Raw genomic sequence first — 26,927 nt, forward strand, 5'->3', positions numbered from 1 at the left:
TCCCTGAAATGCATCACACGTCATGCTGCAGATAAAACTAGGGGGATGACGGGCAAGGTCCATGGCCCTCGCCTTGCGGAATTGTAATCAGTTGTAACGCTGGCAGCGACGGTCAGCCGATCTGGCCGCGATGACGCAGGAAATGGTCTGCCAGGACACAGGCCATCATCGCCTCGCCCACCGGGACGGCGCGAATGCCGACGCAGGGGTCATGCCGGCCCTTGGTCATGACATCGACCTCTTCACCCTTGCTCGTGATCGACTTGCGTTCGGTCAGGATCGATGACGTCGGTTTGACGGCGAAGCGCACGACCAGCGGATCACCGTTGGAGATCCCGCCGAGAATGCCGCCGGAATTGTTGCTCAGGAACACGGGACGGCCGACATCGTCCAGGCGAATCTCGTCGGCATTGTCTTCACCGGTCAGGCTTGCGGCATCGAACCCATTACCGACCTCGACTCCCTTGACCGCGTTGATCGACATCATTGCCGCGGCGAGATCCGTGTCCAGCTTGCCGTAGATCGGCGCGCCCCAGCCGGCAGGCACACCTTCGGCAACCACTTCAATGACCGCACCGACGGAAGATCCGGCCTTGCGGATCCCGTCCAGATAGTCAGCCCAGAAGACGGCCGCCTCGGCATCGGGACAGTAGAAGGCGTTGTTGTCGACTTCAGCCCAGTTCCAGTTGCTCCGGTCGATCTTGTGCGGACCGATCTGCACCAGGGCACCGCGAATGGTCACACCTTGCAGCACCTTGCGGGCGACAGCCCCAGCGGCAACACGCATGGCCGTTTCACGCGCCGACGACCGGCCACCGCCACGATAGTCGCGGATGCCATATTTGGCGTCATAGGTGAAGTCAGCGTGCCCGGGACGGAACCGGTCCTTGATCTCGGAATAGTCCTTGGAGCGCTGGTCGGTGTTTTCCACGAACAGCGAAATCGGCGTTCCGGTGGTTTTCTGGATGCCATCCTCATCGACCATGACACCGGAGAGGATCTTGACCTCATCCGGCTCGCGCCGCTGTGTCGTGAAGCGGGACTGGCCGGGCTTGCGCTTGTCCATGAAGCCCTGGATATCGGTCTCCGTCAGCGGAATGAGCGGCGGACAACCGTCGACCACGCAACCGATGGCAGGCCCGTGGCTTTCGCCCCAGGTGGTAACCCGGAAAAGATGACCAAAGCTGTTGTGCGACATGAATGGCGACCGAGGTTTGCAAATGAAGTTTCAGGCGCCGAGCGATACGCCATCACGCCCGCAAGCTCAAGCCCGCAGCCGGGAATAGGAAACTTTTTGGCAGGCTTCTGCCCTCTGGGGATTACCAAAATTGAAAACAAGTAGATTTCCAGTGGATGCTGCAGCCCTCTGAAGAGGTTTCACAAGCTCTGCTTGCAGGACATCGAAAAATTGCGAATGACGCGCCGAAATTCGACCCTGGATTTGCCAATCCTTAAACCTCTACCTCTATTACACGTTGTGAACGAACAATAACCAAGAGGCAAATCGTTGCGGATCAGGGGCTGGCTAACTGGACTGATCGTGTTCCTGCTGGCACCCAGCCTGGTGTTTGCCTCGCTCTGGTTTCACAACAAGTTCGACAAGGTCAACTCGATCGACAACAGCCTCGCCGGTCTTCACCTGATTGAAGCACTGGGACCGCTGCAGCAGGAAAAAGCCCTCACCGGAAAGATCAGCAGCTCGCCGGACCTCTTGCGCGAGCGCCTGGAAGAGCTGGGCGGTAGTGAGCGGTCTGCGGACCTTATGCCATTGCTCGACACCCTGCTGGAAGAGCGCAGCATTCCCCTCGCGCTTCGTCAGGCTCAAATCCTTTCCTCTAAAATCTCCCAGATCACGAGGTTGAGTTCAGCCTCCTCCTTCAAAACCGCAAAGCTTCCGCAGCTCATCACCGACACCTTGCCGACCGTGGTGATCCAGTCCGCGATCATGGCGAACAACGCCAAGAGCATCTCCACCTGGGGCGAGATCAACGTCTGGGACAAGATGGTGATCCCTGTCCAGGGCGGGCAGTACAAGATTGCAGCCGACGGCGCCGCGCGCGACACCATGGAATACTTCCGCGACCTGACCGGCGCGCAAGCCGAACTTTTGAAGGAGCAGGCCGGCGTCTTCAGGACAACAAACGTTACCTTCCAGAACGCCGGGTCAAAAATGCTGTCTTCGACGATCACCGCAGAAAAAGGCGGAGACGTCATGACCGGGCCGGTGATGGACATGCAGCCGGCGCTGGTAAATGCCACCTTTGCCTTATGGCAGTCCACGGTCGACTATCTGTTGATGGACCTGCAGCGGCAACGGTCCGAAACGCTGTTTGCCGTTTCCCTTGCAGGGCTTGTCGGCGGACTGGTGATCGTCGCGGCCTTTGCCATAGCCATCGCCCTGTCGCGCGCGCTTGCCGACAAGACGCAGCAGGAGTTCGAAAGCCTCGGCTTTCATGACCCCCTGACCGGCCTTCCGAACAGGCGTGCCCTGTTGAACACCATCCGCAACCTGCCTCCAGCGGAGCCCGGACTGCGGACCGGCGCTATCCTGATCGACCTTCGAGAATTCAAGAAGGTGAACGACCGGTTCGGCGATCACAACGGCGATTCCCTGCTTCGGCAGGTGGCAGAGCAGTTGAACCAGCGCGCCGAGCCCGATGACTTTCTGTGCCGCACCGGCGGGACGGAATTTCTGCTCCTGCGTCCGCGCCTCAAGAAGGCGGCACGCTTTGAGCAACTTGCCTTCACCTTGCTTCAGGAAATCTCGACGGACCGGATCATCGGCAACAACAGATCGGCGATCGAGGCCAATGCGGGCATTTTCATCAGCAATCCTGGCGACCAGATCTCCGATCACATTCTGACCGACGCAGCTCTGGCCCTCAGGGCGGCAAAGCAGAAAGGGCCGCGCAAGTTCGGCCGGTTCACCCCGGCGATGCGCACAGCCTTTGAGGAAAGCGACCAGATTGCCAAGGAGCTGCAAGACGCGCTCAAGGAAGGCAACATCGTCGCCTGGTTCCAGCCTCAGGTGAATATTCACACGGGCGAAGTGGTGGGCGCCGAGGCCCTGGCCCGCTGGATAGACAAAGACACCGTCCGCTATCCCGGCGCCTTCCTGCCGGCGGCCATGGAAGCCGGATACATGGACGACATCGAAGACGCGGTGCGCAGCCATGCGCTGACCTTCGCCGCAAGCCTGAGCGGCAAGACCCGGTCCGCGATACATCTGGGCCTCAACGTCACTGCCGGTCTTCTGACCAGCGCCAAGGCCGTGGACGTGCTCCACAAACGAGTGATCGACCTGGGCCTGAAACCGGCCCATGTGAGCCTTGAAATCCTGGAAGCCGTGATGATCGACGAAGCCACGGCCGCGCCGATCAAGCAGAACATTGCGCGTCTGTCTCAGCTTGGGTTCTTCATCGAGCTGGATGACTTCGGAACCGGCCATTCCAGCATTTCCAGCCTGCGCGACCTCAATGTCGACCGGGTCAAGATCGACCGCAGCTTCATTTCCGGAGTTGATACAAACCCGGCGCTGCAGAAGTTTACAAGCGCACTGATCAACCTTGCCAAGAGCCTCGACATCAGTGTCTTGGCAGAAGGCGTGGAAACCGTGGGCGAGCGGGACTGGCTGAGACGCAATGGCTGCGATGTCATCCAGGGTTTCCTCATATCGCAGGCTGTGCCAGACACCGACCTTGCGACGATGATCCTGCAACAGAATTTCAAGCCCAAGGTGTCTGCACTCGACGGAAACGGGCTGTTGCGCAGTCAGGCCTGACCGGCCGCTTTCGCCGTCATTTCTGCCTGCCGCTTCTTGAATTCGGCTGCTGCAAATGAAAACCCGCCGTCTGCGCCGTCCACAAAGTGAATATGCCGGCTGTTGCTGATGTCCTCCACGAAGCAAGTCATCAGCGCCGATGTGGAAACGTGCAGTCCGTACGCAAGATCGCCGGCCGCATAACCGGCTTTCAGATAGTCTTCGACCCTTCCAAGCTGCTCGGGTGTCAGATCCAGAACGAGCTGAAGGCTGTCGCCAACCTTGCGATGGTCCGTGTTCAGGCCAAGCTCGGGAAAGTATCGCTTCGGGTCGAAGGGACCTATGCGCCAGCCTGTGTGATGGCTGATCATGAAGACAACCGATTCCATCATCGCCTTCGCCCATCCGCGAAAGTGCCTGCCCGGAGACCCGAGCCGGACCTCATGGCGCGTGCCTGTGGGTGGGAAGCGGAAACGCAGACGCGACTTGTCCGCAAGCCTTGTGCGGCTGTCATCCGTCGAAGGGTCATAGCCGAGTTTTTCGGCAAGCCCTTGAAGGATATCCTGCATCGGAATGCGGCCGGTCGGTTTGACGATGAGAGACACGATATGGCCATTTTGCGAAGGAAGCGGCTCCCAACGGCAGGACAGCCCGTCAAGCGGCGGCAAAGCGGCATTTGGGATCGAGATCGCAAACGGGTGGGACTTCTCCTGATCTTTCAGGATCCGGTCGGCTATCGCCAGCCCGTCTCCCAGGATCATGGCAAGGTGATTGCCGGGACTGAGGAGGTACTTGCGCACTCGGACATCGCCGCCCATGGCCCGCAGATGGGAAACCGGGATGGCCGCGGCCCGCAACTCCAGCTCCATTACCTGACGCGCCAGACCGACGACGCCTGCAAGCGCATCGCAAGCAGCCTCGACATCCTGTTTGGGCACGAGCAGCATTGCCCCGTCACCCCCGAAAACAAAAGGAACCCGGTCACTGCCGATCCGGTTCAGGACTGCCGCGATTGCCGCGGCACCAACCATGTTGACTTCCTTGTAACGGCCCTGGGCAACTGCATCGCTGGAGCGGACAATATCTGCGGCAAGAACGTACCAGTCGTCCGGCACGGGGCGGTAATCGGCGAGATCCCCGACCGTACTGAAATCTGAAAAGCTTGGCAGCTCGCTGTAAAACTCATTGGCGGACACGGCACCTGACCTAGATTTTCTCCGGGCTCCCTTGCATTACCAGTTTTCTTTTACGCTGCGGTCGTCCCGACCGATCACCGGCACGGAACATGCCCGGGGGCGAACGCACCACAGGGGGTGAGTGCCTTTTTTGTTGTGTCGGCGATCACAAGCAAAACTACCTCTCATACGTACATTTCGGAAAGCAACGGACCGGCACTTTCCATAAAGGGACTCCGAAATGACTTACTCAAGAACGGCTTTCGATCAGGACCTTCTGACACTTTCCTACAATCACTATCAGTTGAATGAACTGAGGCAGAACCCCTGGGACAAGAACCGGACGCACTATGAAGCGCCCGGCGATGCAAACAGCAAGATCAGCTTATCGCACATCTCGAGGCAAACCGCGTGGGCTGTCTATGACAAAGTCGCCCGTTCGAGTGGCGACATGTATGTCGGCAGGCTGGAACAGACCCGACAGCTTTACCGGCGCTTCAATCTGGAGGACCCGAACCATTTCAACCTGACCGAGGGCCTTCCTATCAACGTCCAGAAACTTGCTCGCTGGTCTGTCTGCATCAATGACTGCTGGATCCTCGGGGCCATTCACACCCACAAGAAATTCTGTCTCGTTACCAAGATCCGCAACCCTGGTGAGATCTACGATTACACCAAAGATTTTTTCTTCGTCACGGGCCGGGAGCTCTATGGACTGAGCAGATTCGGATATCAGCCGGAACGGGAATGGGGAAGCGTCATGACCTTTGTCTGCACCAACACGCAGAAGGCCGACCGTGCGACGCTCAGGGACTACGCGGAACTCATGGGCCGTGCCGCCAACAGCGTTGTTGCAAAAGCGAAGATTTCGCTGTTTTCCCAGGGTATCTACTGATCAGCAGACCGCGTGCGAACGGTCGTCAGATCAAATTGGCAGCCGGTGCTTCAGACAATTTCGAACGTGCCGTTACGCCAGACAAAGACCTTGTCCTGCGGCACGTCCAGCTTGGGCACCAAATCGGTGCCCAGCCCTTCCAGCAAACCGCGCAAAACGCGGAAGACGCCACCATGGGACACGACGACAGACGGCCGGTCGACTGTCACCAGCCAGCGGCCGATGCGTTCCGTCAGCATCTTGTAGCTCTCGCCGCCGGGAGGAACGAAGCCCCACTTGTCGGCACGGCGGTGCAGAATCAGATCCTGTTCCTCATCGGCCAGTTCTTCCAGCGTAAAGCCTTCCCAGTCACCGAAGGTAATCTCCTTGAGCTGATCCTCAAGGCGGTAGGCCTCCACCGGCAGCCCCATGGACTGGCGCACTAACTCCATGGTGGACCGAGTGCGGTGGAGCGGTGAGGCAACAAAATCCAGCCCTGCCGGATCGATCGCCTCGCGCTCCAGAAATGCCTTCAGCCGCTCGCCATTGCCGCTTGCCTGGCCGCGTCCAGTGTCATTGAGCGGAATATCCTTCTGCCCCTGCATGCGCCCTTCGTAATTCCAGTCCGTTTGTCCATGGCGAACAAAGACCAGGAACTCCGGATCGTGCAGCCTTGGCAGCAGACCGGATGTCGGGGCACTCAGCACAGATGTCATGTCAGTTTCCGGAAGATGCGGTCAGCCCTGGCGAACGGGGCTCGTCCAATATGAAAATGGCCGGTTTGAAACCGGCCATCCGAAACGATCAATCCTTGACGACTGAGATATCCGGCGCGTCCACCGCCTTCATGCCGACGATGTTGTAGCCGCAGTCGACGTGCTGGATCTCGCCGGTCACGCCACGGCCGAGGTCGGACACAAGGAACAGGGCACTGTCGCCAACCTCCTCGATCGTCACCGTGCGACGCAGGGGCGAGTTGTATTCGTTCCATTTCAGAATATAGCGGAAGTCGCCGATGCCGGAGGCGGCAAGGGTCTTGATCGGACCGGCGGAAATCGCGTTGACGCGAATGTTCTGGGGGCCGAGATCCATCGCCAGATATTTCACGCTGGTTTCAAGCGCAGCTTTGGCAACGCCCATGACATTATAATGCGGCATCACCTTTTCGGCGCCGTAGTATGTCAGCGTCAGGATGGAACCGCCATCGGACATCAGCTTCTCGGCACGCTGGGTGACAGCGGTCAGCGAGTAGCAGGAGATATCCATGGTGCGAGCAAAGTTGTCGGAAGACGTATCGACGAAGCGGCCGGTCAGTTCGGATTTGTCGGAGAAGGCAACTGCATGAACGAGAAAATCGATCTTGCCCCATTTGTCTTCCAGCGTCTTGAAGACCGCATCGATGGAAGCGCCATCGGTCACGTCACAATGGCCCACAACAATGGCGCCCAACTGGTCAGCCAGTGGTTCGACTCGTTTCTTCAACGCGTCGCCCTGATAAGTAAGAGCCAGTTCTGCTCCCGCGTCGGCCAGTGCTTTGGCAATGCCCCAGGCAATTGACTTGTTGTTTGCCACACCCATGATCAGGCCGCGTTTGCCATTCATCAGTCCGCGCGTTTCCGCCATAGTCGTCTCCGAAAGAATTCCAATACCACCCCAGCGGGCTGGCTTCCTATGGCACAAGGGGTCTGTTCCTTCAAGAGACACGGTGACGGAATGAAGCGTCGACGCAGACGCTTTCAGACACTATGTTGGCGCCCGAATTTTACCGTCAAACTTCACGAGGACCTCGCTCATGGAGCGCACTGCCCATGCCGACCGCTTTGCCGAGATGATTGGCAAAGCCAACGTTCTGACCAGTCCGGACGACCAGGCTCCCTACCTCACAGAATGGCGCGACCTGTATCAGGGCGTCACTCCCATGGTGCTGCGCCCGGGCAGCACTGAAGAGGTCAGCGCTGTCATGACCTATGCCTATCAGAACGATCTCAAGGTCGTGCCGCAAGGTGGCAACACAGGTCTTGTCGGCGGCCAGATTCCGCAGGAAACCGGCGACGAAATCGTTCTTTCCCTATCTCGGCTGAACAAGGTTCGCGCGGTCGATCCGGCAGGCTTCACCATTACGGCCGAGGCTGGCGTGGTGCTGGAAACGCTGCAGAACGAAGCGGAAAAGGTGGACCGGCTGTTCCCGCTCGCCCTCGGCGCGCAGGGCTCGTGCCAGATCGGCGGCAACATTTCCACGAACGCCGGCGGTACCGCCGTTCTGGCCTATGGCAACACGCGCGATCTGGTTCTGGGCCTCGAAGTGGTGTTGCCGACGGGGGAGATCTGGAATGGTCTGAGAACCCTTCGCAAGGACAATACCGGTTATGATTTGAAACAATTATTTATCGGCGGTGAAGGGACACTTGGCATCGTTACCGCCGCGGCACTCAAACTTTTCCCCAGGCCCAAGAAACTGGAAGCTGCCTTCGTCGGCCTGCCGGACCCGCATGCCGCCCTCAAGCTGTTCACGCTTGCCAAGGCGCAAGCCGGCCCGGTTCTGACCGGTTTCGAGATCATGCCGCGCATCGGCGTCGAATTCTGCCTTCGCCATCTTGAAGGGGCGCGTGACCCGCTCGAAGGTGAACATGCCTGGTACGTGATGATGGAGCTGTCCAGCGGTTCGGACGCCTTTCCTGTCCGGGACCTGATGGAGAGCATTCTTGGTGAGGCGTTTGAAGATGGCCTTGTGGAAGATGCCGCCTTCGCCCAGAACCTGACCCAGGTTCAGGACTTCTGGCATATCCGCCACGGCATGTCGGAAGTGCAGAAAGCTGAAGGCGGATCGATCAAGCATGACGTTTCCGTGCCCGTTGCCTCAATCCCCGACTTTCTGGACAAGGCCATGGCTGCGGTCGAGGCCTTCGTTCCAGGCTGCCGCCCCGTTCCGTTCGGCCATATCGGCGATGGCAACATCCACTTCAATGTCAGCCAGCCGGTTGGTGCCGACAAGGAAGAGTACCTGGCAAAGTGGGACGAAATGAACGCGATCGTTCATGGCATCGTCAACGACTTTGGCGGCAGTATCTCTGCGGAGCACGGCATCGGCCGTCTCAAGCGCGATCTCCTGAAGGACGTCAAGAAGGGGATCGAACTGGATCTGATGAAACGGATCAAGGACGCATTCGATCCCAAAGGCCTGCTGAGCCCCGGCCGCGTTCTCTAGACTGTCACCGCCTCAATTCTTCAGACAATCAGTGCCGGCGTACCAAGCGCCGGCATTTTTTTGAGCAGCCCGGATTGCATCGTCCAGAGTGCCCCGTCAGCGCCGCTTGCGACCTGCATTCGCCTCAATGCAGGCGACGGATTTAAAGCTTCATTCATCACCCTTGGATTGTATTATTTTCAAGTTACACGACAAAGTATAATCTTCCTGAGCGCTGCGCATTATTTGAAACCCTTTATTTCAGGCACCCCACCATGACAAAAACCAAATGGACATGTTCCGTCGGCAGCGATGGAACCGCATCTCTTTATTGCGAACTCTCGGAAGAGGGACAGCCACCCAAGAGCGAGAAAGTCAAACTGAAAGGGGTCTGCTATTCCCCTGCCCCGATCAATGGCTCCAATTCCTATGCCCCCGCCCTGGGAGACTGGTATTGGGATGATTACACATCAGGCAGCACGCCAATTTCCAGTTGGTCTCCCTTGCTGTCACGCGACACGGCCATTTTCAGGCAGCTCTTTAACAATTCGCTTCGGGTCTACTGCATGCTGTCGCGGCAACTGGAAGGAAACGGAAGCTTTCCGGTTCCGTGGGACAGCGGCACCTATTTCACTCATCAGCATTTTCTGGATCTTGCCTGGGACGAGCCCGCGCCGCCGGAAGCGAAGATGCACCGGTCCGTGCTGGTGGGAATTCCCCTGCCCGCAACGATGTTCTGGAAGACCCAGTATGACCAGTCCACACAGGCAGAGATCAATTACTGGACCAATGTATTGCGTGAGACCGTCAGATCCGTTGCAGATCATCCGGCGGTGGCGGGGTTCACTATCCAGAACGAGCAGGACGGCGCCGACGTTTGCTACAACAAACCGGATTTGGCCAAGTTCTGGTGGGGTCAGGTGGAGAAGATGGCCGCCATCGTGAAGGAAGAAGCGCCAGACAAACTGGCGGGTATGGCCACCCATGACGACCCCAACATTCCCCTGAAGGCGTCCTCTTATATGGAGAACTGCCCGAGCATCGACTTCTGGGGCGTCAACACCTACCAGACAGAGACCTTCGACAGCATCTTCAAGGACTATGGCAACTTGCCTCCGCGGGCCTTGAAGCCCGTTCTTCTGACCGAATGGGGCGTGCCGGCCACCAGCCACAGGGACCCGAACGACGCCGGGACGATCTATGCCGACGATCAGACCTGCAGCAGGGCAGCGCAAGTTGCGCAGAAAATGCTGCCGCAGGCCTTTGCCCATCCGCTGTGTATCGGCCTTTATTACTTCGAATTTTGTGATGAACTCTGGAACCAGCCAGAAGCTCCCAACATCTACACCTGGTGGGGCGGTCCGCCCGCTCCGGGTTTCCCTAACGGCTATTGGGACAATGACGGCTTTGGCCTCCTTTCAGTGGAGCGCGGCCCTGGCCTGAACAACAACGCCCCCATCTGGCACAACACCGGCCCCACCATGCCGATAGATGTCCATACGAAGAGAAACTATCTGTTTTCGACTGTTGCGAAAATTTTCCAGACGACACCTTGACCTCATTCCTGGCGAAGCCGGCTCATTGGAGGCCGGCTTCGCCAAGCCAACGTGACCGGCCGCCGTGCTTTACTGACCTCTACTTGGAAAATGCATGCCAAGGGCTATGTAAAAGCACCTAGTGCCGGAAAGCCCGTGCCCACCGTCAACGGCCCCGGCTATTCAATTGTCAAAACTGCCAGGTTGCCGAAGTTTACCCGGAGCTGGGGATAAGATTTCTGTGGCCCGTGAGTACAGGCAGCACCCGCAGTGTATGCATTGAGATTGCCAGGATCTTGATCTGTCAGCACTTTACGGAAAAGGGAACCAGTCGGAACACGTTCTCCAATCGCTCACAGCGCCTGATTTGACCATGCGCATTGTCCCCAGCTTCCAAGATGGGCCGTACCTGATCAGCTTCCAAAATGACGATCATGCGCTCTCACCTCCAAAATGCGGGTGAGCCGGCGTTTACGCATCCTCGTCAGAAATGACATGATCTTTCGATTAAACCAGATTTTTTTATTGCCTAATGTTCTTAATTTGACAGCGGACTTTTGAAAACTCGCAGAAAAATTCCCGAAAAGTTAAATTTTTCCTAAAGTTGTCTTCAAGCTCAAAGGCAGAGCAGCAACAGCAACAGGAGAACAACTAGGTCGGGACTTGCGGCATGTCCTGACGATGACGAAAAGCAAGATTCGCCATGTAAAATTTACATGCGCAGTGCCCGTCATCTACAAAAATCACAATATGATACGTCTATGACCTCATAAAAATAAGCTATTTGTAAACATGGTAAGCAAAAGGTTAATGGTGTTTCATAGGCGTTAATAAGCCAACCGGTCCAAAGACCCAGAACGGGCAAGAGACCTAAAGAAAGAAACGGACAACGAGGCGGAAAACCGTTGTCCATAGACAGTGCACGGGGGGGAGCGATTCCAGAAAAACGGTCCCTCCGATGGAGGCCACAATGCAGGTTCAGAACTTAGCTGGTTCGGATCAATGGGATCGTGTGAAAAAGGAACTGAGAAACGAGCTCGGTGACGATGTATTTTCCAACTGGTTCGGCAGAGTAAACCACGAAGAAACCACGGGCGATGCGGTGCGCCTGTCGGTACCCACCCGCTTCCTGAAAAACTGGATCCAGAATAACTACGAGAAGCAGCTCGTCGGGCTCTGGAAACGTGAACAGGACGCTATCAACCGTATCGAGCTGACCGTTCGCGGTGCTTTGCGTCCACGTCAGATCAATACCGGTCTTGCCCCCAAGGCGATCTCTGCCCGGCGGATCAGCGGCCGTCCCGGTCCTTTCGCGAGCACGCCTCAATTCGGCGCTTCTTACGGCGTTCCGGTCATTCCCTGTCTTGCAGACAGCAATGAGGGTGCGGCGGCCGAGTTCCTGAACGGAGCGTCCCTCAATCCGAAGCTGACGTTCGACACCTTTGCGGAAGGCGCTTCGAACAGCCTTGCCTGCGCCGCCGTGCGCCAGATGGCGGCCGATCACCAGGGCACCCTGGATATGCTCTATATCCATTCTGCCACGGGCATCGGCAAGACGCACCTTTTGCAGGCAGCGGCCTCTGAAGCCCGCAAGACAGGACGGCAGGTTGCGTATCTGTCTGCCGAATTCTTCATGTATCACCTGGTCCCGGCACTCAGAACACCGGCATTCCCGGTGCTGCGGCAAGCCATGCGCTCCATCGACCTGTTGCTGGTAGACGACCTGCAGTTTCTGCATGGCAAGCAAGCCGCCGAGGAATTCAGCAAGACACTGGAATTGCTGATGGAATCGCCGAGCCAGATCATCATGGCGGCCGACCGGCCCGCAGAGGATCTCGATACGCTTGGCGACGCCCTGCGCTACCGGATCCAGAAGGGCGAGGTCGTTGGCATTCAGGCCACCGACTATGCGCTGCGCCACGATATCCTGAAGAAGCGGATCAACGCAGCGCGCCGCACGCATCCGGGATTTTCCGTTCCCGAAGATGTTGCCGATTACATTGCGCGTTACGTGATCGCATCGGCCCGGGACCTGGAAGGCGCGCTCAATCGCCTGTTCGCCCACAACCAGCTTACAAAACAGCCGGTGACGATGGACCTGGCGGAAAAGACCCTGCACGACCTCGTGCGGATCGGTGAGCCGCGCTCCATCAAGGTGGAAGAGATCCAGCAGGTGGTTTGCAAGCATTTCAGCGTCACCAAGGCAGACCTGTTGTCGTCGTGCCGAGCCCGCACGCTGGTTCGTCCGCGCCAGATCGCGATGTATATCGCGAAGGTGATGACCGGACGTTCGCTGCCGGAAATCGGTCGGCGGTTCGGCAACCGCGACCACACGACAGTGCTGCATGCGGTCCGCAAGATCGAGGACATGGTGACCAAGGACAAGGCCCTTGCCCAGGAAGTGGAACTTCTGAAGCGTCTGATCCACACCTGATCTGTTTCCGGGAACACCCCTCCCCCGGGAAACCTGCGGCGGCGGGCCTGCCCGCCTCCGCGATTGCCCTTCCCCCTACACCGGGCAATCACCCGTCTGCGTCCACAAGGGCGTAGTCAAACTCAGGCGGGACCAGCCGCCGGGTATTTCATCTTAACCTCCCTCCCCTTGAAGCCGCGCAAGCGGCTTCTTTTTTGCCGCGTTGACAGGCGCTGCGGCCGGGCGTATGCCTTGCGCCGGTTTGAGGGAACCGGCCGCCCGCAGGCTTTGGCCATGGTGAATACCCTTGCGCAAGACATCTTGCAGCTTTGATCGACCTTCACGAGACAGTGCAGGCTGATGGCAACGCGGGCCCCATGACGGGTCGCCGCCAATTGGCGAACACCTTACCGCCTGCCTTTCTTGGAAAGGTAATCCCATGACGCTACCCAGCGTTGCCAATCTCAAGGCACAGGCCAAGCGCCTGCGCGCCGCGCTTGCTGCCAAGGGGCAGGACATCTCGCACAGCCAGGCGCTTGAACTTCTCTCCGCTCAATACGGCTTCAAGGACTGGAACACGGCCTCCGCGACCGCTGCCCGTCCGAACCAGATGCAGTTTGCCGTCGGCAGCCGCGTCTCCGGCACGTATTTGAAGCAACCCTTCGAAGGTGAAGTGCTGTCGCTGAGCCGGATTGGCCCCACAGGCCACTACAGGGTGACCATCAAATTCGACACGCCGGTGGATGTGGTCACCTTCGACAGCTTTTCCGCCTTTCGCAGCAGGGTCGTGGTCGTGATCACCGGCGACGGTATCGCGGTCAAGCGAACCTCCGACGGTGAACCCTATCTGCGCATGCAGAGGACAGACTGACTTCTTGAAAACCTGACGGCCCTGAGCCGCTGAACGCTGTTTCACAGGAGACAACGTTCAGCGGCTGAGCGTCAGCGCAGCCGTGCGATCACCAGATGTCCGGGAACGGGGTCGCCTTCTTCCAGGCGCACGATGATCGGATCCATCGCGAGAATGTCGAAACCGGCCGTATCGAGAGACGTGCGAATATAGCTTTCTCCCTGCGCAAAGCGGCTTTTGGGCCCAACCATATAAGAACGGCCCTGCAGCACTTCTTCCGGCAGGGTTTCGGTCGAAAAGGCCAGGTAACCACCCGGGGTCAAACGGTCGACGGCACCTGCCAGAAAAGGTTCGACAGCGCCCAGATAGGGAAACACGTCGGTGGCCGCGATCATTTCCCAGCTTGGCCGTGAGCCGTCGTCTTCCTCGAATTCCTCAAGAAACGCGACAGCCTCGCCAACGTAAAGATCGTCATAGACTTCCCGGTCATAGGCAAGCTCGATAATCCGCTCGGAAAGATCAACGCCGGTCCGATGGCTCGTGCAGTCGGCAAGGGCCATCCCCGTAAGACCCGTCCCGCAGCCAAGGTCGAGCAACCGGTCGAAAGGACCGATCTCGAGCTTCTGAACAAGGTCGCGCACCAGCAACGGCACGCAATAGCCAAGTTCATCAACCAGGATGTCATCGAAGACATCGGCATGCTGGTCAAACAGGGTTGCGACATAGGCATCCGGCATTTTCTGCGGCGCGGCTTCCGCGCCAATGGCTGCCAGGCGGATGCTGACACCGCCCGGATCGTCCGGATCGAGTGCCAAGGCTTCGCGGAAGGCAAGCGCGGCCCCTTCCAGATCACCTGACTTCTGCAGGGTCAGGCCGCGATTATAGGCTTCCGCCAACGCTTCGTTTTCGGGAGCGTCGTCGTCGAAGGCCTCGTCCGGCTCAAATTCAGGCGTGTCGTTATTGCTCATGATCTATCCTTGCGGCTGAGCCCCTGCCCTACAGCCATGGGCAGATTTTTGCACGGCAAATTTGACTGCCCGGAGCGGATCAGAACAGATCGAGCTGCTTTTTGTCGACCGGCGCTTTTTCCGCCGCCGGCCTGGCAATCTTTTTCAAGGGCACCGACATTTCGTCCGGCGAAATCTCGCGCTGCACATCGGCGTCATCGTTGGCCACTTTGTTCACGCGGTTCGAAACCGGCGTTGCCACCAGAAAGTCGTCCTCGACCGGCCGAAGCAGCTGTTCCGCCTCTCGCCTGTCGACATTGGCAACATCCAGCCAGGTGCCGAAATCCTCCCGCTTCAGAATTACCGGCATCCGGTTATGGATCGCCGACATCATCCGGTTGGACTGGATCGTGAGGATCGCGCCGGTATCGATATCGCCGCCATCGGGATCCGACCAGGTTTCCCAAAGGCCGGCAAAACCCATGATGTCGCCTTCCGCCGGGCGGATCCAGAACGGTTGCTTGCCTTCCGGCGTGCGCCGCCACTCGTAAAAACCGGAGGCAGGCACGAGGCACCTGTGATGGCGCATGGCATTGCGGAACGATGGTTTTTGCGACGCTGTTTCGGCACGCGCATTGATGAGGAGCGTGAAACTTGCCGGGTCCTTGACCCACGGCGGCATCAGGCCCCAGCGGACAAGGTGAAAGCGCCGTGTGCCGTCGAGCGACTGGCGCACGATGGCCAGTGGCTGGGTTGGCGCGATGTTGTATCGCGGCGGGAAATTTGGCTGATCGACATAGTCAAAGAAGCTGCGCACAGCATCCGGTGGTGTCGTCAGAGCCAGGCGGCCGCACATCGCTTTTCTCCCATGAGGCTACCTCAACCACGGCAAACTGGGTTCCGCCGAGTTAGGCAATTGGAAATAAAAAAGAAGTACCGTAGGCTCCAAGTCAATAACAGGGGGACGGGTATGGAATGTTTGCATCCAGTTTTGGGCGCCGGGGAGCTGGCAGCCGAAAGGCTGGAAGAGGCAAACATTAATCCCCATACCGGCCTGGCGACCGATTATCTCAATCATTTCAATGAAGTGATGATGCTTCTGGAAATGCTTCCAGATATGCCGGACTGCGCCGAAGATGTTCTGGAATGGGAACCTCTCGACTATGAGGGCCACTTCGAGAACTCGTCTTTCAAGGACAAGAACCTGGCCATCATGGCCTATCACGCTGCCCCTGCATATTTGCGCGAACACCTGGAAAAACAGGTCGCGGGCATCAACAAACTCGTGGGCAGCATTCAGGACCAGCTTCGCGACACGCCGGATCCGGCAATGATCGCGGCAGACATAGCCGACAAGGCCACGGTTGAAATCAAGCCTCTGATCGCCGTTGCCGGTGCCGTCATCCACGGCCATGTCGAGCCCGAAGCAACCCAGCACGAAGGCGAAGGCGCGCAGGCGGAAATCGACGCCCTGTTCGCATAACGCAAGGCCGCTTATTCTGGCCGGGCAGAATCAGAATTTTCTCCGCCCGCCGAGGTTCCATGTCGAGGTTTTATCCGGAAACGCCACGCGCCAGTGTCAGTGTGCTGTGTCACCGCGAGGGCCGTGCCCTGCTTGTGAAGCGCGGCAGACCTCCATTCAAGGATCACTGGAGCTTGCCGGGTGGCGTGATCGAGCTGGGCGAAACCCTGCAGGAAGCAGCCGCTCGAGAACTGTTTGAGGAAACCGGCGTCACCGCGGAACTTGGCGAGCCTGTCGAGACATTCGATTCGATCCAGCGCGACGAAGATGGCCGCGTTGCCACCCATTTCATCCTGACGGTGTTTTGCGGCCCCTATGTTTCCGGCGATGCAGTTGCCGCCGACGATGCCGCCGCGCTCGACTGGGTCCGGATAGAAGACCTTGATGGTCTGTTGACCACGCCCGGCACACCTGACCGCATCCGGCGGCACATGGCCGCTTTCGGCCAACAGCAGACGGACGTCTAATCTTGGGATCAACTTGCCATAGTGCTTGCGGTGCCGGGCCGGGTTCCGCATGATCGGCCCATGATGAACCGCCGCCTGCAAGCTTTCTTTATCCGGACCGCTGTCGTTCTGGCCTTCGGGAGCGTGTATCCGGTTCAGGTTGTATCGGCCCAGGAAACTGCGATCGACGAGCCGCCCTACGAACAGCAACTCATGCGTCTGTCGGAGATCTTCGGAGCGCTGCATTTCCTGCGTCCGCTGTGCAAGGAAAGCGACAATCCGAGCTGGCGTGACCGCATGGAGGATTTCCTGGACGCTGAAACGCTGGACGAGAATCGGCGCCGCAGATTCATTGAGCGTTTTAACCAAGGATATCGTGGATTCTCAGTCGCTTACAGAGAGTGCACCGAGGCTGCCCGTCTCGCAATGGCACAGTACTTGAGCGAAGGAGAGGTCATCATCAGCGACGTCACGAGTCGCTACGGCCGGTAATTTCCGCAAAAATATTCAAATCGTTACGAGTTGGTTAACCTTTTGAATCAAATTTGTGGGTGGCCGTTAAGTTTGCGTTCACGGTTACTTATCAGCGCGGTTCGCCGTGCTAGGATCAATACTCAAGATTCGGGGCAGGAACACGCAGGGGTTGTTTCCCTTGCGTTCGGGAAGGACCGGTAAGGAAGCGAATGATAAACGACGATTACGCCGACGCGGCGATGGAAGCCGAATTTGCTGAAGACGAAGACATCAGGCGTGCTGCCCTCGGCTTCATTTCCGACGCATGGGCTGAAGCTATCGCCAATGGCGTGGATGCGGACGCGGTCGCTCATGCGGCGATGTTCACAGCGCTTGCGGATCTGGTTGCTGCCTATGGTGAGGATGCCGTGGCCAAATTGGCCGAAGGCCTGCCGGATCGTATCCTGCAAGGCGACTACACCGTGAACCGGGTTCTCCAGTAATCCCCGTACGGCACACGTTCTGAAAAGGCCGGTTGTCCGGCCTTTTTGATTCCAGCCTTTTACTTGCAGCCTCGTGTCTCCGGCGCGCCCTAAGCGGTCAGCTCAATGCCTGCAGCTTCCAGCGCGAGCTTGAGATAGATCAGCGCTCCGAACAAGACCAGCAGAAATCCGGCAATATGGTTGGCGCGATCCAGCCAGAGGTCGTCTATACGCGACTTGAAGTGCGAGACGGATGCCGAAACCAGCACCCACCATGTGGTTGCGCCTGCTGTGACCCCGGCAACCATCACCAATGCACCAAAATGGTCACCGCTCTGGGGGCGGTAGTCGCCGAGACTGCCGAATATCGCCACAAAGGCGAGCACTGCGCCCGGATTGGTGATGGCCATGAAAAAGGCCGCCGTCGCATCGGCCCAAAATCCGTGTTCCCGTTGCTTTCCGTCCCGGGTCAGATGCGGATGGGTGTTCCAGATCTTGATACCGAAAATGATCAGCAACGCCCCGCCGAAAATCTCGATGAGGTCGAACTGGCCCCTGATGAAATTGGTGACCGCCGAGACGCCGAAAATCGCCGCTGCGGCAAAAATGGTATCGGCGAGCACGGCACCCAGCCCCACGAAAACCCCTTGACGGAAACCGCCGTGCACGGCGTGTTGAATGGCCATGATATTGACAGGACCGACAGGCGCTGTTGTGAGAATGCCAACGAAAAACCCGATCAGCGCATATTCGAAAAACGACACGGTCGGTCCTTTTCTAGACCTTTGATTTTACTTTTAGAGCGAACAGACCTCTCGATAGCGGCCCGGTGGCGTTGTGACAAGACAAGAGGAAATTCCGCTTCCTCTGTTTTCACCCTCGCACGAATTGTTTAAGGAAAGGCGCGGGGCGATGCCTGCCTTCACCGTGATGACATGTACGGCTGTGGACAGGCGCGGATAAACGAGGAACTTTCATGAGTCGGATTTATCAGGCCGCGGTTCTGGCTGCCGGCCTTCTGGCAGGCACAGCTTTCGCAGTTCCAGGTGTCGCCAAGACAGTCCAGGTGGAAACGATCCCGGTTGCGCCGAGCGAGCCTGGAAACGCACCGGCCATTCCGGCAGAAGACCTTACTTTGCCAGAGGCCGAAGAAACGGAGGACGCCGAACCGGCTGCCGCCGAAGAGGCCCAAACACCTGCGAATGACAGCGCGGAGCTGCCTCAGGTGCTTTACAGCACATCGTATCTGCCGAAACCGGTTCAGCGCATGCAGGCCCAACTCAAGGAAGCCGCGCTTTCAGGAAACATGGAACGGCTGCGCATGGTGTTCGAAAGCAACGAACTGCCGCCCACCGTCTCGTTCGGCCAAGTCGACGACCCGATCGACTTCCTGAAAGAGATCTCCGGCGACGGCGAAGGCTTCGAGATCCTGGCCATCCTTGCCGACATCATGGATGCCGGGTTCCTGCACGTCGATGCTGGTACGCCCCAGGAAATGTACGTCTGGCCTTATTTTGCCCGTTACCCTTTGCACGACCTGACGCCTGACCAGAAAGTCGAGATGTTCCGGATCGTCACTGCGGGTGATTATGCCGAAATGAAGGACTTCGGTGCCTGGACGTTTTATCGCGTCGGTATCGGCCCGGACGGCACGCTGCATTATTTCGTGGCCGGTGACTGACCAGAGCGCCCGGTGACAGGCCAAGCGCCTGGTGACCGCAAGTCGCCAGATAAATCGGACATGTCAATCGACCGGGCTATTGCGGCAAATGAAAAAATCGTGACAATCAATACGAGCGCAGGCCGTTCGTTACCCCATAGGCACATGCTTGCGCCCCGCCTTCCAACTCCCGCCACCTGCGGCGCATGCGAGTGACCAATATGATTGCAAGATTTTTCTCCGCTGCCTTTCTGATTTCCCTTCTGGCCCTGGGTGGCTGTCAATCCAGCAGCCAGTCCGGTGATGGTCTGGAAAACGGCAGTGCTGCGCCTCCCATTGGTGATCTGAGTTCCGTCGATCAGGGACCGGACGGCGACCCCGACGCGTGTGCCGGCGCAATGTCCGAAGGCACCTCCATGACGCCGGGCTGTTAACGGCCGCCTGTTTCTCAAAACCGGTCCTCGGAATGGTTGGCGCAAAAACGCCGCCGTTCCGCAAACGCCTCATGGCTGCATTACCTCACAGGCAATTCAAGCAATCCTGGGTGTTCTCACTCCCCGGCTGGATCTTTCCAGCCGGCTGTTTTCAAGCCTTCGATCAGGGCGGTGACGATTTGATCGCTGACCTGGTGAGAACGAAGGTAACCGGCTGGATCCCGTCCTAACTCGGGAGACATATCTGCCATCTTTTCCAGCGCCGCGTGGGCGGCAGCCTTGTTGCCAAGTTTGGCTTGTGCAACGGCGACAAGGCACCAGCTAATCCCGGATCCGTCCAGAACGCCCTTCTTTGCGGCGGTCAGCATTTCCGCATATTGGCCCTTCAGGAGGTGGTCGACGGCGATCAGGTGATAATACCAGCCGGGTGCATTCCGCGTGCGCTCGATCGCCCTTTCCAGGTAGGAAATGCCTTCATCGAATTTGCCTGCGACAGCAAGCCGCCATCCGAGTTGGGCCATGGTGTCCGGATCGTTGGGATTGAGAGCGAGCGCCTTTTTGGCCAGCCTTTCGCCTTCCTCGATGTTGCCCATGTAGTGATTGATCGACGAAAGCGCCTTGAGCGCCAGGATATTGTTGCCATCAAGGCTCAAGGCATGTGACGCAGCATCCAGTGCACGGTCGAAGGCAAGTTCCTTGCTGCCGTCTGCCGTCAGGCCGAAGCGTGCGGCATCAAGATAGATCCAGCCCAGCATCGCCCAGGCTTCGACATACCCCGGATCCTGTTTGACCGCGCGCTCGAGGCACGACTGGACAGTTGCATGGAGTTGCCTCGAAAAGTTCCTCCGGTAGACGTAGCCGCGCAGCACGCATTCGAAACTGTCGTTACTCGGCTCGTTTCCGGCAGGCAGAGTGCTCGCCAGTTCGGTCTTGATCACGCCATAGGGCTGCCCGGCAACGCTCGCGATATCCGAAGCGATGCTTTCCTCGATTTCAAGCAAGGTCGATCTGCTGCGCATGCGGTCGTAGCTGCCAGACCACAGAACCCGCCTGCTGGGGCTGTGCACCAGTTTGGCGCTGACACGGATCACCCCGCCTTCCGAGCCGACCGTACCTGTAATCAGGAAGGAGACATCCTCCTGGCGGCCGATCTCAACCGGATCGATTGTGCTGGCCCCGTTGGCGCCGGACGGAGGCCAGAAGATGTGAAAGTCCGGAAACCGGCTGAGAGCGGTCATGATCTGCTCCGCAATTCCTTCCGCCAGTATCTGCTGTTCCGGATCCGTCGAGGTCACCTTGAAGGGAAGCACCATCACCGACGGTTTCAAGACGTCATGCCGCTCCTGTCGTGCCGGGAGGAAATGGATTACGGCTGCGGCTCCGACTGCCGCCAGCACAAACAGGATTGCTGCGGCGGCAAACGCCCACGGCAATTTGGACGTCGATCCCGCCGGGTGCGCGGTGGCTTCAACGTCTTCGGCCGGCTTTGCCTGAACGCTCTCCTCGCTTGCTTCAACAGCGCTCTCCTGTGCGGGAACGTCTGCCAGATTGTTATGAAACTTCGGAGCGTATTGGCCTTTGGGAATGGAAATGCGAATTGGGTTCTGGGCACCATCGGCGATGTAATAGCTGTCCAGATCGTGCCGCAGACGCCTGGCCTCCAGACGGACGATCGGGTCCGACTGCGGGTCGAAGCTCTCGTCGCGGCCGAAGACCGCCAATCCGATGGTGTAGCCCTTCAACGTCTCTGCGCGCCCGGCCAACGCTTCCTCTATCAGAAACGTCAGCATGGCCCGGCGCTTGGGGGTTGCGTGAAAGTGGTCGCTTTGCAGGACACGGGCAAGTTCTTCCCGAACGCGGGCCGGGCAATCGAACTCCTCCTCGTCACCCGTTGCAACTATGTGTTGCCCGCCAGACCGCATCTTCCCCCCTTGAAAGTGCTAAAAAAATAACTTTAACCGAACGATAGTCCAATGCCGTGAGCCTTGTCACCCGCAACAATGCTCAAAACCGGCAAAGACGGTAAACAGCCCCCAAGACTCCTGTTCGTACCTGTTCACACCTTGTAACTGCTCTGATTCCGAAACGTAATTTTACTGGAATTTTCCAGGAGCTCTCGAGATCGGAGCAATGTCGTCATGCCGGCTGCAGCGCTCATCATGCATCGCTTCAAAGTGGACGAACTTGCGCTTCGCCGCCTCTGCAGCACTCACCCTGCCTTCCTGTCACTATGTGAGGACTACGCAACCGCCTGTTGCGCTCTGGAACGCTGGGAGAACGATGAAGCCAAGGCTGAAGACTATCGGGCCGTGATCGAAGAGCTCGAACGGGAAATTTCGAGCTTCCTGACAGGAAGTGTTCGTATCGACGGGCCGCCACCGGCCTCCTCCACAAATGGTCCAAAAAGGAGCCATTAGATATGTTGACCAGAATAGTAACCGGACTGGCGGTCGCAGGCATGGCCTGTACAACGCTGTCAGGCATGGTCTTCGCCCAGGACGCGAAGAAACCCAACATCCTCTTCATTGTCTCGGATGACACGGGCTACGGCGACACGGGTCCGTATCTGGGCGGTGAAGCGCGCGGCATGCCGACGCCGAACATCGATAAGCTGGCCGACGACGGCATGATGTTTACCCAATTCTACGCACAGCCCAGCTGCACACCGGGCCGCGCTGCCATGCAGACGGGCCGCATTCCCAACCGCTCCGGCATGACAACCGTGGCGTTTCAGGGCCAGGGCGGCGGGCTTCCCGCTGCCGAGTGGACATTGGCATCGGTCCTGAAAACAGGTGGCTATGACACCTATTTCACGGGCAAATGGCACCTTGGGGAAGATGACTACGCCCTGCCCAATGCCCAGGGCTACGACGTGATGAAACACGTCGGCCTCTATCACCTCAACGCCTATACCTATGCCGATCCGACCTGGTTCCCGGATATGCCAAAAGACCTGCGCGAGATGTTCGCAAAGGTCACCAAGGGATCCTTGTCCGGCAAAGCCGGGGAAAAACCGACAGAGGACTTCAAGATCAACGGCCAGTATGTGGACACGCCGGACAAGGGCGTGGTCGGCATCCCCTTTTTCGATGGCTACGTGGAAAAAGCCGGTCTGGAGTTTCTGGAAGAGGCCGCAAAGAAGCCGGACACGCCGTTCTTCATCAACGTCAACTTCATGAAGGTGCACCAGCCGAACCTGCCCGCACCGGAATTTGAAGGAAAGTCGATCTCCAAGACCAAATATGCCGATTCCGTCGTCGAGCTCGACAGCCGCATCGGCAATCTGGTCAAGAAACTCGATGAGCTTGGCCTTGCCGACAATACGATCGTTTTCTGGACCACGGACAACGGCGCCTGGCAGGACGTTTATCCCGATGCCGGTTACACACCGTTCCGGGGCACCAAAGGCACCGTGCGTGAAGGCGGCAACCGGGTTCCGGCTATCGTTCGCTGGCCCGGTCACGTCAAACCGGACACCAAGAGTGCCGCGGTCGTCGGTGGTCTGGATCTGATGGCAACCTTCGCCTCTGTCGCGGGCATCACGCTGCCGACCGAAGACCGCGAAGGCAAGCCGATCATCTTCGACAGCTACGACATGACACCGGTCTGGGAAGGCACGGGAGACTCCGACCGTAAAGCCTGGTTCTATTTCACCGAGAATGAACTGTCGCCAGGTGCTGCCCGCGTCGGCAACTACAAGGCCGTGTTCAACCTGCGTGGCGATGATGGCGCATCTACCGGTGGACTTGCAGTCGACAGCAACTTAGGATGGAAGGGCGCGGAAAGCTATGTCGCAACTGTGCCGCAGATCTTCAATCTGCTTGCCGACCCGCAGGAACGCTACGACATGTTCATGAATAATTTTACCGAGCGCACCTGGTACCTGCCGGTGATCAATGAGGAAGTGAAAAAACTCGTTGAATCCTACGTGAAGTACCCGCCGCGGAAGCTGCAGAGTGAAGTTTACACAGGGCCGATTACTTTGACCCAGTATCAACGCTTCAAGTACGTTCAGGAAGCGCTTGCCAAGGACGGCTTCTCGATCGGCCTGCCGACCGGAAACTGATCTGAAACATGCAGACGATATCCGCCCCGATCAGTGACGGGGCGGATAGCAGCCAGAAATCACCATATCGGAAGGTCCCAGCTATGAAAGCCAGATCTCTCTTCAGAACGTTGGTGCTTTGCCTGATGGCGGTCAGCGTCTCGGCGGCGGGAGCCCTGGCCCAATCCGATCCGTTGCCGTCCTGGAACGATGGCGCAAACAAGCAGGCAATCGTAGAGTTCGTCGAAGCTGTCACGACGGAAGGCGGTGCGGACTACGTGGCACCGGGCGACCGGATCGCCACCTTCGACAATGATGGTACCTTGTGGGTGGAGCATCCCATGTACACCCAGCTTGTCTTTGCACTCGACCGGGTAAAGGCCATGGCGCCGGACCATCCGGAATGGAAGACGACCCAGCCGTTCCAGGCCGTTCTGGAAAACGACATGGAAGCCCTCGGCAAGGCCGGCGAAAAGGGTTTGATGGAAATCATCGCTGCCACCCATGCCGGCATGAGCACCGACGCGTTCGAAAAGACGGTCACCGACTGGATCGCAACCGCCAAACACCCGAGGTTCGACAAGCCCTATACCGACCTTGTCTATCTGCCGATGCTCGAACTTCTCGCCTATCTGCGCGCCAACGACTTCAAGACCTTCATCGTTTCCGGTGGCGGCATCGAATTCATGCGCCCATGGACCGAGAGGGTTTACGGCATACCGCCCGAGCAGGTGGTCGGCTCGTCCATCGTGACGGAATACAAGGTCATCGACGGCGTCCCCACCTTGATGCGGACACCCAAGATCGCCTTTATCGACGACAAGGCGGGTAAGCCTGTGGGCATCCTGACCCACATCGGCAAGCGCCCGCTGGCAGCCTTCGGCAACTCCGACGGCGACTATCAGATGCTGCAATACGCGACCGCCGGATCCGGCAAGCGCCTCGGCATGTTCGTCCATCACGACGATGCAGTCAGGGAATATGCCTATGATCGCGATACCCATTTCGGGATGCTGAGCAAGGGCCTGGACGACGCCTCCAAGGAAGGGTGGCATATCATCAGCATGAAAGACGACTGGAAGCAGATCTTTCCGGACTAGATCCGCCGGAAAGATACGATTTGGTGCCGGCAGACGCAGACCTCTCGCGTTATCCGGCGGATACGATGGAAAGGTTTGAGCGCCCAGAATGCTGTTCACCCGATTGCTCGCCGCGCTCATTGCAACGCTCTGGCTTCAGAGCGCCATCGCTGCCGAAAACCTGTCTCCAGCTGTTCCGGACTATGCCGGCACTCCCGCCTGTACCGGCTGTCATGAAGCGGAAGCCAGCGCGTGGCGCCGCTCACACCATTCCAAAGCCTGGATGGAGCCCGGCCCGGACACGGTCGACGCGGACTTCAACAATTCCGAGTTCACGCACAAGGGGCGCACGAGCCGCTTCTTTATGCGCGACGGCGACTATTTCATCGAGACAAGCGACGTTCCGGGAAAGACGCAGACCTTCAAGGTGATCGGCGTCGACGGGATCGCGCCGTTGCAGCAGTATCTGGTCGAAATCGAACCAGGCCGGGTGCAGTCTTTCGATGTGGTGTGGGACCAGGAGAACAAGCGCTGGTATCACCTTTACGGTGACGATGCACCTCCACCGCAAGACGGCCTGCACTGGACCGGTCCTTACAAGAACTGGAACGCCCGCTGCGCGGAGTGCCACGCCACTGGCTTTGAAAAGAACTACGACCCTGGAACCAGAACCTATACCAGCCGGCAGGCGGAAATCGGGGTCGGATGTGAAGCGTGCCACGGTCCGGGCGCTGCTCATCTTGCCTGGGCGAAAGACCCGGAGACATATGCCCAAAGCCCCTTCCCGGGAACCGGCCCGTCCGGTCTTTTGCCGGTTTTTGAACAAGGTCGGCCGGAAGCAGAAATCCAGCAATGCGCAGGCTGTCACTCACGCCGCGAAGCCTTTGAGGATGGCAATCCGGTGCCGGGTACTCCTTTCCATGACGCCTACAGACTGTCACCGCTTCGTGCAGGCCTTTATCACGCCGACGGGCAGATCCTCGATGAGGTCTATGTCTACGGCTCCTTCCTGCAGTCGAAAATGTACGCCAAGGGCGTGACTTGCAGCAATTGCCATGAGCCGCATAGCGGAGAACTGCGTGCAGAGGGCAACGCCGTTTGCACCCAGTGTCACAGCCCTGCGGGCAACGAGGCTTTTCCGTCGCTGACTGCCAAGCTCTATGACGATCCTTCTCATCATTTCCACCAGCCGGCGACGCCTGGTGCCGCCTGCAAATCCTGCCACATGATCGAGCGGGTCTATATGGGCATCGATGGCCGGAAGGATCATTCCTTCCGCGTTCCACGGCCGGATCTTTCTGAAAAGCTCGGAACGCCCAATGCCTGCAACGATTGCCACGACGACAAGTCCGCCGCATGGGCTGCCGGAGAACTTGAAAAGCAGTTTCCGGACAGCCTCCACCGCGGCCCGCATTTCGCGGAGATCTTTTCAGCCGCGCGGCAGAACCCGGGCGTGAACGCTGCCGACCTTCTGGCGGTCGCGCATCAGGCGAGTTACCCGGGAATCGTACGGGCGAGTGCGCTGGACCTGCTGCTGCCTGTCGCGACACCGGAGATTGCCGAGGCTGTCACCGACCTGTTCGCAGATCCGGAGCCAATGGTCCGCGCCGGGGCGCTGGCGCTGCAACAGCAGGTACCGCCACCCCAGCGACTTCCCCGGATCATTCCTGCCTTGAGTGACCCGGTCAAATCCGTACGGATTGCGGCAGCCCGCCTTATGATCGGCGCTCCGATTGCCCATATACCCGGCAAAATGGCCGAGGCTGCCTCCAGTGCCACCACCGAATGGCAACGGTCGCTCGCAAACAAGGCTGATTTTCCGGAAACTCAGCTCGTGCTGGGCGGAACGGCGCTCGTCCTTCGCAATATCCCGGCAGCCATAGCAGCCTTTGAGGAAGTCACCCTGCTGGATCCGCAAATGGTCAACGCCTGGGTGATGCAGGTGCGCATCAAGATGGCAGTTGGCGACATGGCGGGAGCGCAGCTCAGTCTGCAAAAGGCTCTGGTTGCCAATCCGTCCGACCCGACGCTCCAGTCCTACAGACAGCAGCTTTCGCAACAATAGAAC

At 58.5% G+C, this 26,927-nt stretch carries 24 protein-coding genes; 16 read left to right on the forward strand and 8 right to left on the reverse strand.

All coding sequences use genetic code 11. From position 1 onward, the window contains the following. Positions 1-112: 112 nt before the first annotated feature. A complete protein-coding gene (gene aroC / locus V1T76_RS01845; protein WP_330558917.1) occupies positions 113-1,198 on the reverse strand; it encodes a chorismate synthase in 1,086 nt (361 codons plus the stop codon). 342 nt (positions 1,199-1,540) lie between these two features. On the opposite strand from aroC, the gene V1T76_RS01850 reads away from it, so the two are divergent. Continuing rightward, the gene (locus V1T76_RS01850; protein ID WP_330558918.1) at positions 1,541-3,781 is read left to right on the forward strand and encodes a putative bifunctional diguanylate cyclase/phosphodiesterase; all 2,241 of its coding nucleotides are present in this window, start codon (positions 1,541-1,543) and stop codon (positions 3,779-3,781) included. On the opposite strand, the gene V1T76_RS01855 is transcribed toward V1T76_RS01850, so the two are convergent. Continuing rightward, positions 3,772-4,956, reverse strand: coding sequence for a DUF3095 domain-containing protein (locus V1T76_RS01855; RefSeq protein WP_330558919.1), 1,185 nt, complete (start codon positions 4,954-4,956; stop codon positions 3,772-3,774). The two genes, V1T76_RS01850 and V1T76_RS01855, sit on opposite strands and share 10 nt — an antisense overlap. A 220-nt stretch (positions 4,957-5,176) precedes the next feature. Here V1T76_RS01855 and V1T76_RS01860 point away from each other — a divergent pair, with 220 nt between their 5' ends. Continuing rightward, on the forward strand, positions 5,177-5,830 hold the full coding sequence (locus V1T76_RS01860) for a hypothetical protein (protein ID WP_330558920.1): 654 nt from the start codon (positions 5,177-5,179) through the stop codon (positions 5,828-5,830). 50 nt (positions 5,831-5,880) lie between these two features. On the opposite strand, the gene V1T76_RS01865 is transcribed toward V1T76_RS01860, so the two are convergent. Together V1T76_RS01865 and fabI are read right to left on the reverse strand one after the other, a co-directional pair. Continuing rightward, the gene (locus tag V1T76_RS01865; RefSeq protein ID WP_330558921.1) at positions 5,881-6,525 is read right to left on the reverse strand and encodes a histidine phosphatase family protein; all 645 of its coding nucleotides are present in this window, start codon (positions 6,523-6,525) and stop codon (positions 5,881-5,883) included. 88 nt (positions 6,526-6,613) lie between these two features. Beyond that, complete coding sequence (fabI, locus tag V1T76_RS01870; RefSeq protein WP_330558922.1) at positions 6,614-7,432, reverse strand: enoyl-ACP reductase FabI; 819 nt, start codon at positions 7,430-7,432, stop codon at positions 6,614-6,616. Between the two features lie 169 nt (positions 7,433-7,601). On the opposite strand from fabI, the gene V1T76_RS01875 reads away from it, so the two are divergent. The 4 genes from V1T76_RS01875 to V1T76_RS01890 all read left to right on the forward strand — a co-directional run bounded on the left by V1T76_RS01875 (position 7,602) and on the right by V1T76_RS01890 (position 13,812). Further along, positions 7,602-9,014 carry an FAD-binding oxidoreductase gene (locus V1T76_RS01875; RefSeq protein ID WP_330558923.1) on the forward strand — a complete coding sequence of 471 codons (1,413 nt, stop codon included), beginning with the start codon at positions 7,602-7,604 and terminating at the stop codon, positions 9,012-9,014. Positions 9,015-9,268: 254 nt separating this feature from the next. Beyond that, on the forward strand, positions 9,269-10,549 hold the full coding sequence (locus V1T76_RS01880) for a hypothetical protein (RefSeq protein ID WP_330558924.1): 1,281 nt from the start codon (positions 9,269-9,271) through the stop codon (positions 10,547-10,549). Positions 10,550-11,498: 949 nt separating this feature from the next. After that, the gene (dnaA, locus tag V1T76_RS01885) at positions 11,499-12,962 is read left to right on the forward strand and encodes a chromosomal replication initiator protein DnaA (RefSeq protein ID WP_330558925.1); all 1,464 of its coding nucleotides are present in this window, start codon (positions 11,499-11,501) and stop codon (positions 12,960-12,962) included. 418 nt (positions 12,963-13,380) lie between these two features. Further along, positions 13,381-13,812, forward strand: coding sequence for a glyoxalase superfamily protein (locus tag V1T76_RS01890; protein WP_330558926.1), 432 nt, complete (start codon positions 13,381-13,383; stop codon positions 13,810-13,812). A gap of 71 nt (positions 13,813-13,883) precedes the next feature. On the opposite strand, the gene V1T76_RS01895 is transcribed toward V1T76_RS01890, so the two are convergent. Next, positions 13,884-14,759 (reverse strand): methyltransferase, encoded by an 876-nt coding sequence (locus V1T76_RS01895; RefSeq protein WP_330558927.1) that lies wholly within the window; start codon positions 14,757-14,759, stop codon positions 13,884-13,886. 79 nt (positions 14,760-14,838) lie between these two features. Next, complete coding sequence (locus V1T76_RS01900; RefSeq protein WP_330558928.1) at positions 14,839-15,594, reverse strand: SOS response-associated peptidase; 756 nt, start codon at positions 15,592-15,594, stop codon at positions 14,839-14,841. Between the two features lie 114 nt (positions 15,595-15,708). On the opposite strand from V1T76_RS01900, the gene V1T76_RS01905 reads away from it, so the two are divergent. The 4 genes from V1T76_RS01905 to V1T76_RS01920 all read left to right on the forward strand — a co-directional run bounded on the left by V1T76_RS01905 (position 15,709) and on the right by V1T76_RS01920 (position 17,662). Then, complete coding sequence (locus V1T76_RS01905) at positions 15,709-16,221, forward strand: hypothetical protein (RefSeq protein ID WP_330558929.1); 513 nt, start codon at positions 15,709-15,711, stop codon at positions 16,219-16,221. A 59-nt stretch (positions 16,222-16,280) separates the two neighbouring features. Further along, positions 16,281-16,727, forward strand: a complete 447-nt coding sequence (locus V1T76_RS01910; RefSeq protein ID WP_330558930.1) for an NUDIX hydrolase — start codon at positions 16,281-16,283, stop codon at positions 16,725-16,727. A 60-nt stretch (positions 16,728-16,787) separates the two neighbouring features. Continuing rightward, the gene (locus V1T76_RS01915) at positions 16,788-17,198 is read left to right on the forward strand and encodes a TIGR02301 family protein (protein ID WP_330558931.1); all 411 of its coding nucleotides are present in this window, start codon (positions 16,788-16,790) and stop codon (positions 17,196-17,198) included. A 191-nt stretch (positions 17,199-17,389) separates the two neighbouring features. Next, positions 17,390-17,662 (forward strand): hypothetical protein, encoded by a 273-nt coding sequence (locus V1T76_RS01920; protein ID WP_006933467.1) that lies wholly within the window; start codon positions 17,390-17,392, stop codon positions 17,660-17,662. An 89-nt stretch (positions 17,663-17,751) separates the two neighbouring features. Here the strand turns inward: V1T76_RS01920 and V1T76_RS01925 are convergent, their stop codons facing one another. After that, complete coding sequence (locus V1T76_RS01925) at positions 17,752-18,405, reverse strand: LysE family translocator (RefSeq protein ID WP_330558932.1); 654 nt, start codon at positions 18,403-18,405, stop codon at positions 17,752-17,754. Positions 18,406-18,617: 212 nt separating this feature from the next. Between V1T76_RS01925 and V1T76_RS01930 the strand changes: the two genes are divergently transcribed. Together V1T76_RS01930 and V1T76_RS01935 are read left to right on the forward strand one after the other, a co-directional pair. Continuing rightward, on the forward strand, positions 18,618-19,322 hold the full coding sequence (locus V1T76_RS01930; protein ID WP_330558933.1) for a hypothetical protein: 705 nt from the start codon (positions 18,618-18,620) through the stop codon (positions 19,320-19,322). 200 nt (positions 19,323-19,522) lie between these two features. Next, on the forward strand, positions 19,523-19,735 hold the full coding sequence (locus tag V1T76_RS01935) for a hypothetical protein (protein ID WP_330558934.1): 213 nt from the start codon (positions 19,523-19,525) through the stop codon (positions 19,733-19,735). Positions 19,736-19,851: 116 nt separating this feature from the next. Here the strand turns inward: V1T76_RS01935 and V1T76_RS01940 are convergent, their stop codons facing one another. Next, on the reverse strand, positions 19,852-21,657 hold the full coding sequence (locus V1T76_RS01940; RefSeq protein ID WP_330558935.1) for a hypothetical protein: 1,806 nt from the start codon (positions 21,655-21,657) through the stop codon (positions 19,852-19,854). Positions 21,658-21,873: 216 nt separating this feature from the next. Between V1T76_RS01940 and V1T76_RS01945 the strand changes: the two genes are divergently transcribed. From V1T76_RS01945 to V1T76_RS01960, 4 genes are all read left to right on the forward strand, one after another. Further along, positions 21,874-22,152, forward strand: coding sequence for a hypothetical protein (locus tag V1T76_RS01945; RefSeq protein ID WP_330558936.1), 279 nt, complete (start codon positions 21,874-21,876; stop codon positions 22,150-22,152). Between the two features lie 2 nt (positions 22,153-22,154). After that, positions 22,155-23,801 carry an arylsulfatase gene (locus V1T76_RS01950; RefSeq protein ID WP_330558937.1) on the forward strand — a complete coding sequence of 549 codons (1,647 nt, stop codon included), beginning with the start codon at positions 22,155-22,157 and terminating at the stop codon, positions 23,799-23,801. Between the two features lie 83 nt (positions 23,802-23,884). After that, on the forward strand, positions 23,885-24,880 hold the full coding sequence (locus V1T76_RS01955) for an HAD family hydrolase (RefSeq protein ID WP_330558938.1): 996 nt from the start codon (positions 23,885-23,887) through the stop codon (positions 24,878-24,880). Between the two features lie 88 nt (positions 24,881-24,968). Then, a complete protein-coding gene (locus V1T76_RS01960; RefSeq protein ID WP_330558939.1) occupies positions 24,969-26,924 on the forward strand; it encodes a multiheme c-type cytochrome in 1,956 nt (651 codons plus the stop codon). Positions 26,925-26,927 lie beyond the last annotated feature (3 nt).

This window comes from Roseibium sp. FZY0029, assembly GCF_036350355.1.
In the GTDB taxonomy this organism is placed as follows: Bacteria; Pseudomonadota; Alphaproteobacteria; order Rhizobiales; family Stappiaceae; genus Roseibium.